This is a genomic window from Thermosphaera sp. (assembly GCF_059755995.1).
In genome coordinates this window covers 1-17,949 of sequence record NZ_DBOUKL010000022.1, presented here as the reverse complement: position 1 = coordinate 17,949, position 17,949 = coordinate 1, and the positions used below count along the sequence as shown (strand labels likewise).

The following is a 17,949-nucleotide window of genomic DNA, read 5'->3' as shown; positions in this document are numbered from 1 at the left end:
CGCCTACTCAACCCCAAAGGCTTTTACGTATGAGCGGTATTAGTGCTCTTCTAGCAAGCTTCAGCCTCGACTCATAGCTGTTATCTACTAAGATACCGGATTCCGACTCAAGGATTAAACCACCCTTTATGTTAACAGGGGCTACTTCAACGTTTCCCAGTCCCAGCTTGCTTAGAATTCGACGCATGGATTCCACATCTTTTTCTGAAACGTAGATTTTTCTGGGTTTCTCAACGTACTTCAGCGATTCCGTCAGCAGGTTCTCGAGGGATTTTTCAATTTCAGAAGGATCGAGATGGTCCAGCTCTTTCTCAGCCTCCTTGAATAATTCTTCAATAATGAGGGACATTTCTTGAGAGATCTTTAGCCTTGAAAGCCTCCGAGCCTCGGATATTTTAAGCGCGGCCTCCCTCTTAGCCTCCTCCAGAATCCTGTTCTCCTCTTCTAAAGCTCTTCTCCTCCACTCCTCCTCTGCTTCCCTAACGATTACCTCAGCCTCCTTCTCAGCCTCTCTTATTATTAACTCCGCTTTTTTCTTCGCTTCCTCGAGAATTCTCTCGCGCGCCTCTGTTAAATGCTGGTTTAAATCCAAAATCTTCTTCACCCTATCAGGGTAGTCCCTAGTATCATGAAGACTATTCCAAGAATCCCCCATAATTCGACATAGGCTGCGAGGATGACAGTAGTCACGAAGTTAGCACCCTTCGTCCTCGGTAGCTCAGCTATGCCGCTGGCGCAGACAACTCCTTGAGCCCACGCGGATATGGCCTCTGCCATGAATCCGACGAAGCCTAGTCCAAGCAGGGCCAGCGCCTTGGAGAGCTCAATGGTTCCATCCCTTATTGGAGCATATATCAGGATTAAGTATATCATTTGAATAAGCCCGTAGAATGTCTGGGTCATTGGGAGAGCTGCAAGCGTTAACACGTTTCTAAACTGGGTGGGTTCTTCAGCGAGAACAGAAGCACCTACGCTGGCGGCATACTGCATTCCTTTGCTCGATCCTATAACACCTCCCATCAGAGGGAGAACAGCGGCAATGTAACCTATACTGGTTGCTAGCGGGTCCAAGCTTAAATCACCAATAATGTTTAAACAGCATGGAGTATAAAAGTGTTGCAACCCTACTTGATCACTATTCTCCGGGAGACAATTATTCTCAGAGGCGAGTAGTCCCTCCCGTCTCCCGTGTAGAACTTGGACAAGAATTCTAGAATGCAGAGCCTCAGCGAATGGATGAAGGCGCCTAGAATTGAGAGTATCAGAACCATTAAGTGGACAACAATGAGCAACGGGATTGCAACCATGAGGCCGAGGTAGAACCCGATCGGCGGAATCATAGTGGAGAGCCACGTGCTCAGCAGGCTAACCATGGTGTTGAAAGTCATGGACATGTAGTATGTTGCCAGCCCGACCCCCGCCAGCCTGACGTAGCTTAACACGTCTCCAAGAATCCCTGCTAACTGGAATATCCACATGAAGAGGCCCATCCCTTTCATAAGTAAGTAGTTTGCCACGATCAGCACAGCGATACTGATCAATGTTAAATATAAGAGCGTATCGCCTCCGAGACTCCCTAGGACCGGTACTTCGTAGTTGAAGAATACAAGCAGTATGTAGGGAATGCCGAACAATTCGGATAACAATAGGCCTATCTCGTTCAGTAGATCCGCCTTCCTCCTCTCATTGATGAACTTGGAGATGGCGAAGACATGCGCGATGTTCACATGTACTAGCCCTATAATTAGCGACAGCTTGATCAGCTCTATGGGAGATGTGAAGAATGCCATTAACACGGGTGTTTGGATTTTAAAGAATACTGGTAGCAGGTCTCCGAAGAAGGCGCCTGCTAATGCGCCGGCGATGATAGATAGTCCATTGCTTATCAGCAAGACCTGTTTAAACTTTCTATAGTTCTCGCTTGAAGGATCGTCCACGAGCTTGTCGAGGAAGAAAAGTATGGCGAAGATTCCTGCTAACCCGTATCCCACATCACTGTTCATGAGGGCGAAGAAGAATGCGAAGGAATAGGCTACCAATGGTGTAGGATCAATCTCCCAGTAAGACGGGGTGCCGTAGAGTTTGGTTATTATCTCGAAAGGCTTCAACGGCTTCGGATTCTCCATTAACGATGGAGGAGTGTCCACACCCTTCCTCGGCTTTTCAACTTCTAGAAAAGCTGTAAGGGGGTTTTCCCTGATTTCTTTTAAAACCTTGTCCAAATACTTCTCAGGCACCCATCCCTCAACAAACACGAAGTGCTTGAGCTCGGATGTTGCAACAATTACTCGAGAGCTTGAAACCGCGTTGTCTAAGAAGAGCAGGTACTTTCCAAGGATTTCCACATATTTTCCAACAGTCTTTCTCAACTCCTCTTTTAAGGAGTTTATTTCAGCAGTTTTTTGCTCAATAATGCTTGGTAGGGTTCTCCGCAACTCGCCTATTGTTTTACAATCTTTAACAGCGTCTAGAGCTTCAGACGGTATATGTCTAGCCCCTACCCTGGACAATTCTTTAACATACTCGTTGTAATCAATGCTTGGGAAAACCAGTATTGCAACTTCCTCTTCATCTATCACGGTTTTATAAATCGTTTTAACCCCGCTGTACTTGTTCAGAAACTCGGTTACAGAGGGGGCTTTACCCACCACTGCTATGGAGGTTAAGTGTTTCCCTTTAAAGCTTAACCAGGAGGTTTCAAGATCCTCTGGGAGAAGCCCTGCCAGCTTATTCAGCTCCAACAAGTAGGAGAGAAATGCCTCAAGGCTCTTCACCCTGTACTCTATGCTGAATACTTCTTCCTCAATTCTTCTAACATCTTCCTCAATCTTGTCCATACTCAGGGCTGAGTACTCGTAAGCAGTTAACGATGCATCTATGGATTTAACACCACCCTTTCCCAGGATTTTCGTTATGGAGTCGTGGAGCTTCCTAGCCTTCTCCAACTTCTCAACGATTTCCCCGGCTTCTTTTACTTCTCTAAGATCTAGAACACCTATTGACTCCAGGAGGCGGTATAGATCATCCTTTTTCTCTTTAAACCCCCCAACTCTTACTTTAACCATTCTCGCAGGCTTGCTTAGCAACGCCTTCATTTTGACCACGTAACGTATTTTCTAATCAACTCCAATACTTCTCGCTTCTTATCCTCCGGGATCATCCTGGCCTCCGCGATCTTCTCCTCGGTTTCAGCGATAATACGCTTAGCAAGCTCTTCAGCTTCCTTAAGAATCTCCTGAGCCTTTTTCACATACTCTTCTACGGGGATGGGGGATTGCCTTATCGCCTCAGCTCTCTTTTGCGCATTCTTGAGAATGGTGAGCTTCTTGTTCTCCGCCTCTTTCAAAATATCGTCTACCATCCTGTCTATTTCAGCAAGGCTCAAGATAAGACCACTCCTTATGGAGCTATCTACCGCCAGGTTTTATTAAGATTGTGGTTGATGTCCGCAGCTTCCTACGTAGCTCTATGATCTGGGGCCTGTAGAGAATCAGTTGCCCTTCTTTCCCCTCACACTCCAATACCTTGGAGACGGCTTCAACCTCTAAGGCGCCGTTTACAACGTAGAATCCTTCTTGATCGCTGGGCACGTATTCTATTATTATCGGGAGACTTAAATCGCAGGCTTTATCCCTTAGAACCTGTTTCAACCTCTTCAACTCCTCAGGGTCGAAAACATGGATGGAGCCATCTCTTAAAACAATGTATGGTATTGGCTCCCCGAGTAGTTCGCATAGTTTTTTCCTTTTATATGGCACATGCTTGTTGACAAGTCTTAGCTCGCCTTCGAGATACCTTGTTAGAGCATCCTGGTTCTCACTCAAGCTTCTTCCTCTTCTCCAGTATATTCTTCACCCTCTTAAGCCTGGACTTCTCCTCCCTCTCTCTTTCGTCAAACTTCATCCTTAATACTCGAATCTGCTCTCTCAGCCTCGGAATTATTATGTAGTTTAACGCGTTGACACGTCTCTTAGTGGACTTTATCTCCCGGCCCAGTGCTAAGACTGCTTCCTCAGCTTTTCCAAGCTCTATTATAGCTTTAAGCAGCTCGTAGGCCTGGGCTTGGAAGTCCTTGAGTCCTGCGTAAACCGCTTTATCCTCCCCTGGCGCCTTAAGCACTATGCTCCTTGTTGAAACACCCATTATGTTCTCAGTGGTGAGGACGCTTGTTAAGGCGGGAGTGGTTCTATGGAAGAGTTGATAGACATTCTCCCCGTAAACACCGAGCAATCCCGCACCCCTGTTATAAACAGGGAGAATCAGATCGTTAATCTTCCTCCTCTTTTCAATTGATTCTCGGAGCTGGGCCAGGAACTCGTTGACTAGAATGGTTAAACGCTCTCTTAAAACCTTGTGAACCTTCACAGCCAAAACTAGTTGTCTACGGAGCCTGATGAGCTCTATCTTGGTTGGCCTTATTCTCTGAAGTTGAGACAAAGCAACCACTAAGTAATTAGATAGGGGTTAGCGGGAATTAAAAATAATATGACTGGGTGATTAATGCTTGTGGAGAACGCTGTTTCCTTAAGAGATTATCTTCAACAATGTAAGCACAACGTCGAGCAGGTCTCTCTGGGACACCATGCCAACAGGCTTCCCACCCTTATCTACTACGGGCAGGTGGCGTATGTTGAAACGCCTCATCTTCTCTAAGACTTCATCCAGCGGGGTATCCGGGCCAACAGTGATAGGGTTTTCCTTCATAAACCTTGCAACAGGGAGGTTGCTTCCAATCCTACCTATCGCAACAGCACCGACCACATCCTTCTCCGTCACTATCCCGACAAGCCTTCCAGTATTGTCAACCACCATTACGCTTGAAACATCATTCTCAAACATTTTCTTAGCAACTTCTTCTATAGGCAAGGTTTCCTCAGCAGTGACCGGCGGCGTCGACATGACGTCAGAAGCCCTTACAGGTAGACCCCTCTTCCTTCGCATGAACGACAACGTGGACACCTAATTACTGAATTTATAAACAACCCTTATATAAAACACTGTTATAACAGCGTCATTGTATCTAATGCTCACTCTTTCTGTACGAGGCGGGCAAGCTCGAAGGCAAACGTGTTATCTCCCTTCCTCCATAAGTATATTGCGTAGAATAAGGGTTTGGAGCCCCCGTGCTCGTAGACAGCTACTGCTATACTATCCTTGCATATCGACTCGTCCGGCAGAATGGTGCACGGGTCCACGTCTAGGACTGACGCCTCGTATCCATGCGGCTCCAGGGAGTTGTTGAGTATTAGAGGCAACCTCTCCATTAGATAATCCTCGATTACCTCGATAAGCTCACGCGTTGCCCAGCCGCTTACCCCTTCGAAAACCAGTCTAATCGACAGAGCCCTTTTAAGAGTGGATAGTTCAATGCTCATCCCGGGCTTACCTCTCCATTTTATGTTTAAAACCGTATAAAAGCAAGGCTAGCACCGTTTTCATATCCTTCAACACATTCTCCTCTACCATTGAGTAGGCTTCTTCAAGGGTTACTGTGAAAGGCTCGATAATCTCGTACTTCTCAGGCTTCGCGCCCACGTATCGGAGATTTCTCGCAACGTAAAAATACATTTTCTCAGTACTATACCCCGGGGTAGGGTAGTACTCCCCCAGCAGTGCTAACTCGCCAGGGATGTAACCTATCTCCTCCTCAAGCTCCCTCCTGGCAGCCTCCTCGGGGGTTTCACCACCATCTATAACTCCAGCTGGAACCTCTATTATGTAGTCTTCTATTGACGGCCTAAACTGCTTTATCAGGATAATTCTCTCACCATCGAGAAAGGGCAGGACAACTACAGCTTCAGGAAACAATACGACATCCCTACGGAAAACCTCGCCTTCGCTTTTCGCGTAGCTTCTCCTGACAACTTGAAATCTTAAACCTTTAAACAACAGCTCCTCGCCGATTTTAACAGGCTTCAAAACCATCACGCACCGGTTTATTTACTGCTTGAAGAAATATATAAGCAAAGGTGGGAGATTGCCCCATTACCGCTATGGTCCCGCAGGCAAACCTATAACGATGAAGTCCTCGGACCTGTTAAAAGCCCCAGCCTTCCTCAGGGAGATGGGCTTGAGCGCTATGGAGTATGAGGCTGTTAGAGGCGTGAACATCAAGGAGGAGAAGGCTAGGGCTTTCGGCGAGGAAGCCAGGAGCAGGAATGTTTTACTAAGCCTGCACGCACCATACTTTCTCAACCTTGCAGGCAAGAAGTCAACGGTTGAAGCCAGCATTCAGAGGTTGAAGGAATCAGTGGCGGCGGCGTACTGGATGGGGGCTTACGTAGTGGTTTTCCACCCTGGATACTACAAGGACTCTCCCTCACGCCGGGAGGCTGTTAGAAAAGTGATTGAAAACCTTAATCAAGTGGTAGAGTACAGGACCGAAATAGGTGCTCACGGAGTATGGCTCGGGCCCGAGACAACCGGGAGGGCATCCCAGGTTGGAGATCTTGATGAAACAATACTGATAGCGCAGAGCTTGGAGAAGGTTAGGCCTGTGGTTGATTTCGCACACTTATACGCGAGGTTTTTCGGCAGGTTTATCACTAAAATAGATGATGTTTTGAAAGTTATTGAGAAGATAGAGTCCTCGCTTGGAACAGAAGTGTTGAAACCCTTACACATACACTTCTCCAAGATAGAGTTCGGGAAGGGAGGGGAGAGGGAGCATCGCACGCTTGACGAGGAGAAGTATGGTCCAGACTTCAAAACGGTCTGCAAGGGTCTTTGCGAAGCCGGGGTTGACGCAGTGATCATTAGCGAGAGCCCGGTTCTAGAGCAGGATGCTTTAAAAATGAAGGCGCAGTGCTTAGAAGTATGCGGTGATAAATGCATTGTTGACTAATCTACGGAAGAGGATTGAAGGCTTAACAAGCCTTTTAGCTAAGCCTCTCTGCAGGCTGGGCGTGCACCCCAACTGGATAACACTTTCATCAACAATGGTTTTAACCACAGGGCTCTTCTCGCTCATGACGGGAAGGCCCCTCTGGGTTTTCATAGTAGCAATAGTCTTATCCGGGGCTCTAGACGCGCTGGACGGCGCAGTTGCCAGGAACTGTGGTAAAACCTCGCTGCTCGGAAGCTTCCTGGATTCAACTATTGACAGGGTTAACGATTTCATAATAATAGCCTCCTTGCTCACAGTAGGGTTCGACGAGTTCATCGTCCTTGCATTAATGAGTGCGGCATTCTTAACCAGTTATGTAAGAGCTAAGGCGGAGTCGCTGGGCTTAAAGATGGAAGGGGTGGGTATTGTTGAGAGAGCTGAAAGAATACTGCTTGTAACGCTGGTTTTAATCACTACCGCGTGGGACAGGCTCGCCGCCAGCATCATCCTTTACGCTCTGCTCATCCTCTCCGTTCTCACCGTGGTTCAGAGAATTCTCCACGTTAAAAACTCCCTGTCCAGGGGACTCCAGGGCTGAGAGATCGTAGTGACCGGCTAACGGGGGAGTTGTTTTAAAGGTAACGTAGCCAAGCCTCAACACATGGCTTTTCAAAACTGCTACTCTATCGCTCATTCTCACCACTGTTTCGCGATACTCCTGGGGGAGGTCTAGGAGACCTATATGGCTTTTATCCGTTCTCAAAATAATCTTCGTGTTCGCTAGTTGAAGAATAATGTCGTGAACATCCCTTGGGCTGTGAGTGCTGAACACGATGCCCAGCTTCCTCGCTCTTCCAAGCCGGGCTATCCTGTCAATCATTGATGAAACATGCTCGACATAATCCTCCACCCCGGACTTGCTGGGGAAGAAGCGGTGGGCTTCATCCATGATTATTATCACGGGCTTAGACTCCATTCTCCCGCGGGTTTGCTGTAGCTTCCACTCGAAAATCTTGTTGAGTATTCTGAAGGCTATTATGCTTAGGATTTTCTCAGGATCCGCGATGGAGTGTTGGAGAGGGTATTCAAGGTCGGCAACGATAGGGTATCCGTTAAACCATTCGAAGTGTTTATCAAGGATTAGCTCCAGCGGGGGCTCCTGAAGATACTTTTCACCGCTCTGCGTGCTGACAGCGATGTCGAAAAACCCTGTGTCAATTATTGAGCCTACCTGTCTTAGAATGTTCTCGAGCGTGCTCTTATGTATGGCTATCTCCTTAACCAGTTCCACCAGGTGCTCCTTATTAGGGTCAAGCACAATCCCCCTTGGAGCCCTCTCTCTTTCCATCAGCCTAGCCCGCGCATCCCGTAAGGCATCGTATATGTCGTAGACTGTTTCAATCCTCAGCCCGGTCTCATACATGTACCTTAAAAGCCTTGTCAGCGAATCCTTGGCCTGCCTGGTGAAATAGGGATTGAGCGAGATAAACTCTCTCGGGGTGAAATCCGTGAACCTGAAAGCATATGGGACAATGATGTATTCAGCCTCCTCCCTCTTACCCTTATAGTCGATAACGGCTGAGAGCTTAACGTATCTTAGAGGGAACTTGTCGCCAGGCTGCTCGATAACGTCAATGTTTCTTACCTCGTAGCGGAAGCCGAATCGATAAGAGATAGGCTCTACTATATCTCTAAAATATTCTAGAGCTATGTTCCTGAGAATTTTAACCCATGTTGAACCATCTTCAACATGTTTGCTGACAACATACTTTGTCGCAGGCAGGAGTATTATTATTCCACAGGGATGCTCGACTTTACCGGCTAATCTCTCCAGTAACTTTTTCTCCCCAGTAATGAGGCTTTCATCAGTAATCCAGGGAGGCTCCAGGTTCAGGGTTAAGTAATCACGGTTAGGGTCTATTATGACCACTGAAGCATTGTCGGGAGTGTTGAACTTGGAGGAGAGGGATGTAACCATGTTTTTAATCAATGTGGTCTTACCGCTTCCCGTTGTGCCGACCACGAGAATGTGCTGGTAGAAAGCCTTCAACGGAAGGTAGAGCTCCGCATTACCTTCGAACAATACCTTGTCTCCAACCGTGACGTAGCCTAGGAAAACCCCTTTTGTCGGCAAACCAAGTATTTTCTGAATAGCCCTGGTATCCTCCAGCTTTATCACAGGACTCTGGGGCTCAATCACGTAGTCGGCTGAGATAACAGTGTCCGTGAAAACATCGTAGGAGAGCAGTGGTTTAGCCTTAATCCTTGTCTTTGTAAGCAACCCCGTAACCTCAGTTGTTGGAGCCGCAACGTACATCTCCGGCACGTCTAGTTCCGCGAGAACATCACGCCTCTCCACAGCAGCTATTTTAAGGCTTACGAGGTGAAGAGTTTTCAAATCAACAACCGCGAGGTAGCCACCTGCTGAAGCAATATCCATGAACTCGTTAAAGTATATTAAAGGGTCTACTTCAAAGTAGACAAAACCTCCGTCCTCATCAATCCGGGAGGGGCTTGTCCTGGAGACAAAGCCGATTATCCTCCCATACTTTTTAGCGATTTCAACAGCTGTTGTTAACTTGTTTTCAAGGGATTTCACAAAATCCGTGTTCAAAACCGGGACACCATGATTACTGAATGATCAGGATTGTTAAATAGTTAAGTATTGATGTAAACCAGCTTTCTCAAGACCCATTGAGAAGACAAGGTATTGTAAAAGAATGCTTGAAAACTTCTTCGCTCTCCGATCGGCAAGGATGATGGAAACAGGGAGTAGGGAACCGATGTTCAAGCTATCATAGACCACAGGCTTCAAAACACTCTCATCAGCAACGTCCCCGAGGACTTCAACCCTGTAATGGGTATAATGTGTCAGGGGCGTCTTAGAAGTGTACAGTCTTCTCGGGATTCCAACATACCATGCAACCCTTTCAATCCTTGTTGAATTCGACATGGTTGTCCGGATCCTCAAGGGTCCTAGGATGTAAGGCCGGAGGCCTTCCTCCCCAGCAATGCTCCTCGACAGTGCTGTCAAGTAGGTTTCGTCATTGATGTCTGAAACACCTAGTCTCAAAGGATCGCACGAGCTTAGATAATAGCTTTTATACAGTCTCTTCACAATACCTATTGCTAGCGCGTTTCTTTCACGTATAACCCCCCACAATGCCAGCCTATCCCTGTTAATTGCTTCCAAGCTACTCCTGTAAACCATAAACCTTGCCGAGTAGGGCGTGGAAACCTCTATTGTGGAGGGATAGATTAACGGGCCGTCGACGAGGAGGATAGAGTCTTCAAGCAAACCCTCCTCAACACTTTTTGAAACCAGGTATGACTCGGTTAAAAGCCTGGCTTCTTCGAGTATCACGTACTTGTTGTAGTCATGGTCGTATCTTACACCTACAGGGTTCTCCGTGTACAGGATTTTTTTCAATCTATCATCGAAGTCTACGGGGGTTTGAAAACTAGGGATGATCGTTAAAAACCTGCACGCATCCTCAACGGCTCCTGTGATGAAGCTTATTGGTGGGCAGTCAACGGCCTTCCCGGTGAACCTGCTCAGCAAGCTTCCCGTAGTAATCGCTACGAACACGTAAGGGGTTTCAACCACTCTTGAGCTACTGTCAACAGCGTAGATGTTAAAGTAGTGGCTCTCCTTAGCTAGCGAGCTATCAAAGTGTTTTAAAGCCTTCCTCGGCTCCGCAAGGAGCTCTACGTCACTGCTTTTTTCAACGGTTTCAGCAGGCTTCCTGGAATCTTCATCGTTCAAAGTCTTCCACTGGGCTGAAGCATAACTCCTGATTTTCTCTACTATCTCCTCTAAATTAACCAAGGCTCATCAAGAAGAACACATATAAAAATCATGTTTTAAGTGTAAGATTTACAGGGGTGCTTACAGGTGGTTTGATTGAGCAAGGTTTGCAGGATTCTTGCCGCAGGAGATTGGGATGCTGACGGGATAGTTGCAACCGCTCTTATAACATACGCGCAGGAGAAGCTGGGGAAGTACCCATTGGAGTGCCAGGGCGTTGTGGATAAGACACCGGTTGACCCGGACAGGGTGAAATACTTCCTATCAAGCCTATCCGGGAACTACGACCTGGTGGTTTTCCTCGACCTACCGTTCAACGACACTATTAGGAACATCTGCAGGATGCTGAGAGAGCACTTCGGCGTGAAGAAAATCATGTACGTGGATCACCACATTACTAGTGTTCAAAGAATTAAGGAGATTGAAGCAATTGCGGACACTGTTCTAGTGGACTACAGGAGCCCTACCTCAACCCTGGTCTATAGGGAGTTGGTTAACAAGGGGATATCAATCCACCAGCGCTTGAAAAGCTTCGTGGAAGTCGTCGAGTACATGGACACGGGTAGAAGAGTACCAAGCAACTACATAAAGCTTTTCGAGCTGACAAAGATGTTCTCGAAAGCATTAACTGTTGAGAGGGATGAGAATCTTTGGGTTAAAATCATAGACTGGCTCGCATCCCCGGCACCCCTTCCAATGCCGCTTGATGAGAAGCTCTGGGAGAAGGTCAAGATCAGTATTGAGCAGAGGGATAAGGAGATAAGTGATAAGGCTGTTGAACTGGCTGTTGCAGCTGTTAAAATAGGTGATTTAAGGTTCATAGACGCGAGGAATGCTTGGAAGAAGAGAGGTGTCACTGCCCTAGCATCCAGGGTTTCATCGATTCTTAAATCTCCTGTAGCGTTGCTTGCCAACACCAACAGGGATTACTCACTACTGGTTTTAAAAGCATCGAATGGTAGAGCATACAGGATTGCGAAGTTTCTTGTCGGGGAAGGCGTGGCATTAGATATTGCAGGCCACCCGAACCTGGCCATAGTCCGCGTTCCCAGAAATATTAACAAGGATGAGCTGATACAGTACTTGTATAAAGGGGTTTACTACGCCTCGTAGCGATGAAAAACATGATTCGTCTACCAAACGTTTCGAATACTTTTTGATAAACAGGGTGGATCATTCTGGCGAGAATCATTGTTGAGAAGCAGTCAACCATCAAGCATGCTCCGTTGGAGAAGCACCCGGAAAACCCCGGCCGCATCCTTGTTTTAACCGGGAATCTGGATAAACAGGGTTTCACGGTGGAATATGTTTCAAGGAGCGTTGATGTTCAAGAAGCCCGGAAAATTGCCTCGCGAATTCACGCTAAAGGCTATATTCAATACTTGGAGAAGCTTTCAAGGAGCAATTACTCAATAATTGATGAAGACACATATTTAACAGCAGACTCTTTAGGGCTGGCTTATGCAACCTTCCAGACAAGCTATGATTTAGCGCTAAGCCTTAGTGAACCAGTCTTCTATGTTTCCAGGCCTCCGGGACACCATGCTGGGAGGGATGGAAAAGCGATGGGGGCTTCTTCGCAAGGTTTCTGCCTACTCAATAACGCGGGAGCAGCTGTGCTAGGCTTCAAGGACAGGGGTTTCAGCAGGATCACGGTGATGGACTTCGACGTCCACCACGGGAATGGGACGATGGAGATTTTCTACGAGGAGAAGATCCTGCAGGTTGACCTGCATCAACACCCGGACACGCTCTACCCTTACACAGGGTATCCTTTCGAAATAGGGGCTGGGGAAGGGTACGGGTTTAAGGCAAACCTGGTTTTCAACCCTTTTACATGGGATGACGTGTACTTGAGAGTGTTAAGCATGGTTCAGGAGCTACTGGCGGATTTCAACCCCGAGGCCCTTGTCGTCTCCGCGGGCTTTGACGGGTTCCTCAACGACGGGTTAGCCGATCTCAGGCTGACCGAGGCATCGTACGCGGCCCTTGGGAGGCTTATAAGGAATCTCAACACTCAGGCACTGATAATTCTTGAAGGAGGCTACACTGTTGGGTTAACCAAGGGGGTTGAAGCCTTTCTCAACGGTTTAACAGGCCGTGAGGTTAACTATGAGCCTTCTGGAACTATGAGCTCAGCAAGGGCTGAAGAAGCAGTAAGGATTAATGAGAAAACTATTTCAAAGATCAGGGAGAAAGCACTGGGTGAGGGTGGTTGAGTTGGAGAGGGAGGTAAAGTTTAAGGTAACCATGGATCCCCTGTTCTTGGAAGAGGAGCTTTCACGCGACGGTTTTGCAAGGATAGCAACCTGTCTCGAGGAAGACCTGTACTTTGACACGGCTGGAAGGCTTCTTTCATCAAGCGACCAGGCGTTAAGGCTTAGGAGGAGGGAGTGCAACGGGGTGGTCAGTGTTAGACTCACATATAAAGGGCCGCGGTTGAAAGGCGTAGGGGGCGGGGTGAAGATTCGCGAGGAGGTTGAGCTGGAAGTTAAGCCCGAGGAGCATTCTCAAGCTGTAAGCCTGCTACGGAGTCTTGGGTTTAACGATGAATGGAGGTTGTTTAAAAAGAGAGTATTGATGGTTAAGAAAGGTTTGGAGGCCTCTATAGACTACTTCGAGCCGCTGGGGGTTTTCCTCGAGATAGAGGTTAAAGATGAGGATGCAATGATGGAGTTCGAGAGACTCGTAGAGAAATACTCTAAAACCTTCCCTGTAATAGGGGAGACTTACCTTGAAATGTACGTGAAGCACTTGGAGAGCAAGGAGAGGGTTTAGGCTTGCTAACCCCGTCTGTCGGCGGCATACTGGTCGAGGAGAACAAGGTGCTACTTGTCAAGAGGAAGAACCCTCCGTGCAAAGGCTTCTGGAGTATTCCAGGCGGTAGGCAGAAGCTCGGTGAAACAGCTTCCGAAGCCATTGTAAGGGAGATGTTGGAGGAAACAGGGCTTGTGGTTGAGCCTATCGGGGTTTTCGGAGTAATCGAGTTGATTCCTAACAGCCCGGGCGAGGAACACTATGTTATTATCGAATTCATCCTCAGGAGGGTTTCAGGGTTGTTGAGAGCTGGATCAGACGCCGAGGATGCCCAGTTCTTCCCGTTGGATAAGCTCCCTGAAAACACCGGGCTTGCCACGCGTGAAATGGTTGGTGAATTATTAAATCCGGGGAGTGCTTTTCTAAATAAATGTTGCAGGTATAAGGTGTTTCATATTGAGCATTTATGTGAAGCCGTTTGAAAAGATAACCCAGATCCTGTATGAAAAATATGTGAAGGAAGAACTTCACAGGCTTGAGGAGCTTAAGAATCCGAAGATTGTGTATGTGACAGACCTGGTTGGGTGTAGCCACAAATACTACTTGAGGCGCTTATACCCTGAGCTAACCATAAAGTTCGAGCCTTCCGCAATACTCGGCAACCTGGTTCACGCCGGCATTGGGACCTTGCTCAGGGAGAAGGGTTTCGAGGTCGAGGTTGAGGTTTCCACAGAAGTGGAGGTTAACGGTGAGAAGTACAGCGTCAAAGGCAGGGTGGATGCTTTAAAGAAGGATGAAGGGTTGGTTGTTGAGGTTAAAACAGCACGTTACGCGCAGGATATCCCGAGGGAGCATCATCTAAACCAGCTGAAAATATACCTTGAGATATTGAACCTGGAAAACGGGACGCTCATATATATCACGCCGGATAAGATCTACGAGTTCCAGGTTAAGAGGGAAAGGATAAGCCTTGAATCACTCGTTAAAACACTCGTAGAGGATACCGCCCATCCCAGGTATGAATGGGAGTGTAGCTACTGCATGTTCAGGAAACTCTGCCCATACGCTGTGGAAAAATCCGAGTAGACATGGACTGAATCAAAAATATAACCCGGGCAGACATATTGAGAATTGCATGATGACCTCGGGAGACCTGAGTCAAGCGTGATGAGGGTCTTGAGTACTGAGTAACACTTAGATTAATTAACTCCTCGTTAAACGATACCTCACAAGCCCTCCTGAAACCTCAGTGCTCAACCCGTATTCGCCTTGTAAATCCGAAATGATCGAGTTCACCGTTACGGATCCTAGAAGAATGTTTTCCACGCTTACTTCAGCCCCCAGCCTGCCTAGGATTCTCCCGACCAGCTCCTCGAGCGAAAGGGGCTCCCGGAGGAGGTGGTCAATAACTAGCTCTCTGATCAGTCTCAGCCTTTCAGCGTTAAGGTCCACGTATTCCGACAGCTTCTCACTGTTGGCGATGGGGCCGTGGCTGAGTATTCCTGAGTAACCTTTCTCAGCGTAAGCCTTAATCTTCTCAAGTGTTAACAAGGCTCTTTTTGCGTTGAAATGGTAAGGTATGCCCACTCTAGAAATCAATCTATCACCGAATACAGCGTCCCCTACGAACAAGAAGCCCTCGAACACGATTCCGGCGAGGCCGGGGGAGTGCCCGCTCAGGTTTATGAGCTCTCCGCAGGAATCCCCTAGCTTAAAGCCTTCTTCAACGATTTCAACCTTCTCTTTCTCCACATCAATACTTCTAACACCTAGGATCCTCGGGAGTTGCGTGAATCCGTATGTGAGAATGTTTCTAACCATGCTACTGAGAAGTGAGGTGTACTCGAGCACTGATACGTAAATACGCGAAGGGTTCAAGGCCTCCAGCGCTTCAATGTGATCGTAGTGGGTGTGGGAGAGGAGGACATTGTACTCCTTGACCCCCAGCCTTTCCAAAACATTCCTCAACAACTTCTCCCTGTTCCCGAGTAGACCGGGGTCAACAATCCAGTTCGCGCCGGGGCATTTTATAATTAAGGTGACCGGGCTGCCGGAAACTACGTAAACGTTCCTACCAATACTCCTGTAGGCTGTAGACATTCCTATTCGCTCCCTGGAGGCACTCTAGACGGCATAATATACTTATACATTAGCAGGAGTATGGCTGCGAACACGAGGACTGAGAGGGATGTTAAGATGATTCCTTCCTCATTCCCGATTATGGAGGATCTTATCACGTCACGTATTGTAACAATGAACCCTACTTCGGCGAGCGCGACAATATACATTTCAGGATGCCTCTTAGCCACGATTGCACTCCTTATAATCTCTATGTAGACGAAGAGGAAGACGACCTCGTTAGCCATGCTCTGAATATATGTGAAATCTAGTTGGTTGAAATTGCATACTAGGTAGTAAGTATCCTTAGCTATTAATCCGAGAGTGACTAGTAGGATAATGCTTGTCAACACTATTACCAAGGAGTTTATAATATTGATTAGTCTCCCTCCAAACCTCAGCACGGGTTCAGTTCTAGCCGAGGACATTGGAAACACATCTCTACTATAATTAATTAACTCAACCCCAGCATTTAAAGCATGATTATTTCATCACGTTTTTCTATGCACCCTTACCTTTTCAAGCGGGATGGTTTTAAGGATTCTTGAAGCATCCCCCTGGTTTACAGCAATCTCGAAGAATCCGAACGAGTTGATATAGCATGCCCCCTCGCCAATGCCGACCTCGCCGAAGGTGTTGACCATTGTGCACTCTATCCTGCCTCCCGGCGACTCTACTACCAGCTTATCGTTTTTACGTATCCCAAGGGATTCAACCACGTTCTCGCCAGCGTATAGGGAGATGTTGCCGAAAACATCCACGCTTAGAACAACCGCTTCAAACCACCCCTGCCCGGGATTCACCACCGGCTCCTCAACCTCAAGCTTGATCAATGTTTCAGGGGGCACCGGCTCACCAGTGCTCTCCAACGGGACGCCCCTGCTAACCCATGCTGCCACGGGGGCGAAGACGTCTCTTCCATGGAACGTGCTGGAAACCCTGGGGAGCCTGTAGGGCGTGTTCGATATGTCGAATACCTGTAAAACCCCATCTTTCAAGGCAAGTAGCGATAAAACCCCGTTATCCGGCCCTATTAAAACATAGTTCCTAGTTCTAACCAGCACAGCCCTCCTGCTCGTCCCCACTCCCGGGTCGACTACTGTTACGAAGATCGTGCCGCGGGGGAAGTATTCAGCTGATACGAGGAGGTTGAGGGCTGCCTCGAGAACATTGTGCCTCATCACGCCGTGGGTTAAATCAACTATCTTGGCATCGGGGTTGATGGTTTTAATAACCCCCTTCATCACCCCGACGTAAGGGTCTTTGTAGCCGAAATCTGTTTGCAGAACAATCAACATGGTTTCACGCTCAAACTTATTTACGGCTAACACAGTATTAAATCACAGCCGGGGATGTATACGATGGGCGGGCTGAGAAGTGATGACCCATTGTAGCTTAATAACCCGGCTGTTAACTCTTTATTAAGACGTACCCACTTACTGTTTAAACAGTGCCCGATGAAATGCAGCGGATAAGCAGACGCGTGATGAAGAAAAGTATTGAGGGCAGCCTTGTTAAGGTTTAAATACTGTTGAAAATGTTTCAATAATCTTTGAATGGGCCCGTAGCTCAGCTTGGTGGAGCGCCCGGCTGATAACCGGGAGGCCCGGGGTTCGAATCCCCGCGGGCCCATATCCTTTAAATCTCCTTGAAGATTCCTTTGGAAAGAGATACTGTGAGAACTTCACCGTACTCGAGGGCGAAATCGCCTTTAACCAGGACCAGATCCGGCTGGAGGTTTTTAAAAGGCGTTCTAAACAATACCTCGGGAATCAAAGGTTGCTGTTTAAGCGGGCTCCTTAAATCATAAACCAGTATGTCAGACCTTGAACCCTTCCCCAGGCATCCACTGTCTAAGCCCAGGGACTTATACGGCTTGGAAAGGGCTTCAAGTATTCGATCAAGGTCGACCCGACTTAGAGCACTGATAACTGACGGATGTGGCAGGTCAACCCTTCTAGCATCGATCGCGATGCAATCCTCCCCGTATTTCTCCGGCGTGCAGAAAACCCTGTCCTCGAAGCCTGTGAACGAATCCTGGTAGTAGAGCTTCCCGCCATCCCTCTCAATGTAAAGCATGTTGGTGTAATGCGGCACCACACCTCTATCGTGAACAAGCACTAATTGGAGCCCATGCTCCTTGGCTGCCTTATTCACAACGCCCGGGTATTCGGTCTCAATAACTGGGAGCGTTACGCCGAGGGAATAGTACAAGGTGATAACGTTGAGAGCAATCTTCTCCAGCTCCTCCTCTGTGTAAACAGAGAGGTCTGGGTGGGCGACCCCGCTGAAAGGTTGCTCAACACCGTTTAAAACCATGCTGAAGCCGTGAACAGCGTAGGCTTGGTTGTTGAAATCGTACACGACATCGCTTAGCTCATACTCCGGGGGAGCCTCCTCCCCAATGTCTCTTACCAAGTGATCCTCAACATATATGAAC

At 47.7% G+C, this 17,949-nt stretch carries 21 protein-coding genes, 1 tRNA gene and 1 pseudogene; 8 read left to right on the top strand and 15 right to left on the bottom strand.

From position 1 onward, the window contains the following. Positions 1-7: 7 nt before the first annotated feature. The 9 genes from AC3OH0_RS02210 to AC3OH0_RS02170 form a co-directional block, all read right to left on the bottom strand. Complete coding sequence (locus tag AC3OH0_RS02210; RefSeq protein ID WP_498344596.1) at positions 8-604, bottom strand: V-type ATP synthase subunit E; 597 nt, start codon at positions 602-604, stop codon at positions 8-10. Further along, the gene (locus tag AC3OH0_RS02205) at positions 601-1,071 is read right to left on the bottom strand and encodes an ATP synthase subunit C-like protein (protein ID WP_498344595.1); all 471 of its coding nucleotides are present in this window, start codon (positions 1,069-1,071) and stop codon (positions 601-603) included. The genes AC3OH0_RS02210 and AC3OH0_RS02205 overlap by 4 nt, the downstream gene beginning before the upstream one ends. A gap of 53 nt (positions 1,072-1,124) precedes the next feature. Beyond that, a complete protein-coding gene (locus tag AC3OH0_RS02200) occupies positions 1,125-3,095 on the bottom strand; it encodes a V-type ATP synthase subunit I (protein ID WP_498344594.1) in 1,971 nt (656 codons plus the stop codon). Beyond that, positions 3,092-3,385 carry a hypothetical protein gene (locus AC3OH0_RS02195; protein ID WP_498344593.1) on the bottom strand — a complete coding sequence of 98 codons (294 nt, stop codon included), beginning with the start codon at positions 3,383-3,385 and terminating at the stop codon, positions 3,092-3,094. Before AC3OH0_RS02195 ends, AC3OH0_RS02200 begins: the two co-directional genes overlap by 4 nt. Before the next feature lie 22 nt (positions 3,386-3,407). Beyond that, complete coding sequence (locus AC3OH0_RS02190; RefSeq protein ID WP_498344592.1) at positions 3,408-3,824, bottom strand: DUF61 family protein; 417 nt, start codon at positions 3,822-3,824, stop codon at positions 3,408-3,410. Further along, the gene (locus AC3OH0_RS02185; protein ID WP_498344591.1) at positions 3,817-4,446 is read right to left on the bottom strand and encodes a V-type ATP synthase subunit D; all 630 of its coding nucleotides are present in this window, start codon (positions 4,444-4,446) and stop codon (positions 3,817-3,819) included. The genes AC3OH0_RS02190 and AC3OH0_RS02185 overlap by 8 nt, the downstream gene beginning before the upstream one ends. A 78-nt stretch (positions 4,447-4,524) precedes the next feature. Then, positions 4,525-4,941, bottom strand: a complete 417-nt coding sequence (locus AC3OH0_RS02180) for a CBS domain-containing protein (RefSeq protein ID WP_498344616.1) — start codon at positions 4,939-4,941, stop codon at positions 4,525-4,527. An 86-nt stretch (positions 4,942-5,027) separates the two neighbouring features. Beyond that, positions 5,028-5,375 (bottom strand): hypothetical protein, encoded by a 348-nt coding sequence (locus AC3OH0_RS02175; RefSeq protein WP_498344590.1) that lies wholly within the window; start codon positions 5,373-5,375, stop codon positions 5,028-5,030. 7 nt (positions 5,376-5,382) lie between these two features. Beyond that, positions 5,383-5,925, bottom strand: a complete 543-nt coding sequence (locus AC3OH0_RS02170) for an NUDIX hydrolase (RefSeq protein ID WP_498344589.1) — start codon at positions 5,923-5,925, stop codon at positions 5,383-5,385. A 52-nt stretch (positions 5,926-5,977) separates the two neighbouring features. Here AC3OH0_RS02170 and AC3OH0_RS02165 point away from each other — a divergent pair, with 52 nt between their 5' ends. Both AC3OH0_RS02165 and AC3OH0_RS02160 read left to right on the top strand, forming a co-directional pair. Continuing rightward, on the top strand, positions 5,978-6,844 hold the full coding sequence (locus AC3OH0_RS02165; RefSeq protein WP_498344588.1) for a TIM barrel protein: 867 nt from the start codon (positions 5,978-5,980) through the stop codon (positions 6,842-6,844). A 94-nt stretch (positions 6,845-6,938) separates the two neighbouring features. Then, positions 6,939-7,301: pseudogene (locus AC3OH0_RS02160) on the top strand (CDP-alcohol phosphatidyltransferase family protein); the annotation flags it as partial. Here AC3OH0_RS02160 and AC3OH0_RS02155 read toward each other — a convergent pair. Together AC3OH0_RS02155 and AC3OH0_RS02150 are read right to left on the bottom strand one after the other, a co-directional pair. Then, the gene (locus tag AC3OH0_RS02155; RefSeq protein ID WP_498344587.1) at positions 7,293-9,440 is read right to left on the bottom strand and encodes an ATP-binding protein; all 2,148 of its coding nucleotides are present in this window, start codon (positions 9,438-9,440) and stop codon (positions 7,293-7,295) included. The pseudogene AC3OH0_RS02160 and the gene AC3OH0_RS02155 sit on opposite strands and share 9 nt — an antisense overlap. 36 nt (positions 9,441-9,476) lie before the next feature. After that, complete coding sequence (locus AC3OH0_RS02150; RefSeq protein ID WP_498344586.1) at positions 9,477-10,655, bottom strand: DNA double-strand break repair nuclease NurA; 1,179 nt, start codon at positions 10,653-10,655, stop codon at positions 9,477-9,479. Positions 10,656-10,730: 75 nt separating this feature from the next. On the opposite strand from AC3OH0_RS02150, the gene AC3OH0_RS02145 reads away from it, so the two are divergent. From AC3OH0_RS02145 to cas4, 5 genes are all read left to right on the top strand, one after another. Then, positions 10,731-11,747, top strand: a complete 1,017-nt coding sequence (locus AC3OH0_RS02145) for a phosphoesterase (RefSeq protein ID WP_498344585.1) — start codon at positions 10,731-10,733, stop codon at positions 11,745-11,747. A gap of 113 nt (positions 11,748-11,860) precedes the next feature. Beyond that, positions 11,861-12,853 carry an arginase family protein gene (locus tag AC3OH0_RS02140; protein WP_498344584.1) on the top strand — a complete coding sequence of 331 codons (993 nt, stop codon included), beginning with the start codon at positions 11,861-11,863 and terminating at the stop codon, positions 12,851-12,853. Between the two features lies 1 nt (position 12,854). Then, positions 12,855-13,412, top strand: coding sequence for a class IV adenylate cyclase (gene cyaB, locus AC3OH0_RS02135; protein ID WP_498344583.1), 558 nt, complete (start codon positions 12,855-12,857; stop codon positions 13,410-13,412). 2 nt (positions 13,413-13,414) lie between these two features. Continuing rightward, the gene (locus AC3OH0_RS02130) at positions 13,415-13,873 is read left to right on the top strand and encodes an NUDIX hydrolase (RefSeq protein ID WP_498344582.1); all 459 of its coding nucleotides are present in this window, start codon (positions 13,415-13,417) and stop codon (positions 13,871-13,873) included. Beyond that, a complete protein-coding gene (cas4, locus tag AC3OH0_RS02125) occupies positions 13,848-14,477 on the top strand; it encodes a CRISPR-associated protein Cas4 (protein WP_498344581.1) in 630 nt (209 codons plus the stop codon). The genes AC3OH0_RS02130 and cas4 overlap by 26 nt, the downstream gene beginning before the upstream one ends. 117 nt (positions 14,478-14,594) lie before the next feature. Here the strand turns inward: cas4 and AC3OH0_RS02120 are convergent, their stop codons facing one another. The 3 genes from AC3OH0_RS02120 to AC3OH0_RS02110 form a co-directional block, all read right to left on the bottom strand. Next, positions 14,595-15,491 (bottom strand): MBL fold metallo-hydrolase, encoded by an 897-nt coding sequence (locus tag AC3OH0_RS02120; RefSeq protein WP_498344580.1) that lies wholly within the window; start codon positions 15,489-15,491, stop codon positions 14,595-14,597. Positions 15,492-15,493: 2 nt separating this feature from the next. After that, a complete protein-coding gene (locus AC3OH0_RS02115; protein WP_498344579.1) occupies positions 15,494-15,937 on the bottom strand; it encodes a hypothetical protein in 444 nt (147 codons plus the stop codon). A gap of 63 nt (positions 15,938-16,000) precedes the next feature. Further along, the gene (locus AC3OH0_RS02110; RefSeq protein ID WP_498344578.1) at positions 16,001-16,807 is read right to left on the bottom strand and encodes an SAM hydrolase/SAM-dependent halogenase family protein; all 807 of its coding nucleotides are present in this window, start codon (positions 16,805-16,807) and stop codon (positions 16,001-16,003) included. A gap of 260 nt (positions 16,808-17,067) precedes the next feature. Here AC3OH0_RS02110 and AC3OH0_RS02105 point away from each other — a divergent pair. Then, positions 17,068-17,141 (top strand) — tRNA-Ile (locus tag AC3OH0_RS02105). Positions 17,142-17,147: 6 nt separating this feature from the next. Here AC3OH0_RS02105 and AC3OH0_RS02100 read toward each other — a convergent pair. Then, positions 17,148-17,949: hypothetical protein (locus AC3OH0_RS02100; RefSeq protein WP_498344577.1), on the bottom strand; the 802-nt coding region annotated here is incomplete at its 5' end.

What these genes read in the sequence shown, in the direction of transcription:
- AC3OH0_RS02120 (WP_498344580.1), bottom strand. Translation starts at nt 15,491, where the DNA reads ATGTCTACAGCCTACAGGAGTATTGGTAGGAACGTTTACGTAGTTTCC.
- AC3OH0_RS02170 (WP_498344589.1), bottom strand. Translation starts at nt 5,925, where the DNA reads ATGGTTTTGAAGCCTGTTAAAATCGGCGAGGAGCTGTTGTTTAAAGGT.
- AC3OH0_RS02180 (WP_498344616.1), bottom strand. Translation starts at nt 4,941, where the DNA reads ATGCGAAGGAAGAGGGGTCTACCTGTAAGGGCTTCTGACGTCATGTCG.
- AC3OH0_RS02115 (WP_498344579.1), bottom strand. Translation starts at nt 15,937, where the DNA reads ATGTCCTCGGCTAGAACTGAACCCGTGCTGAGGTTTGGAGGGAGACTA.
- AC3OH0_RS02110 (WP_498344578.1), bottom strand. Translation starts at nt 16,807, where the DNA reads ATGTTGATTGTTCTGCAAACAGATTTCGGCTACAAAGACCCTTACGTC.
- AC3OH0_RS02200 (WP_498344594.1), bottom strand. Translation starts at nt 3,095, where the DNA reads ATGAAGGCGTTGCTAAGCAAGCCTGCGAGAATGGTTAAAGTAAGAGTT.
- AC3OH0_RS02175 (WP_498344590.1), bottom strand. Translation starts at nt 5,375, where the DNA reads ATGAGCATTGAACTATCCACTCTTAAAAGGGCTCTGTCGATTAGACTG.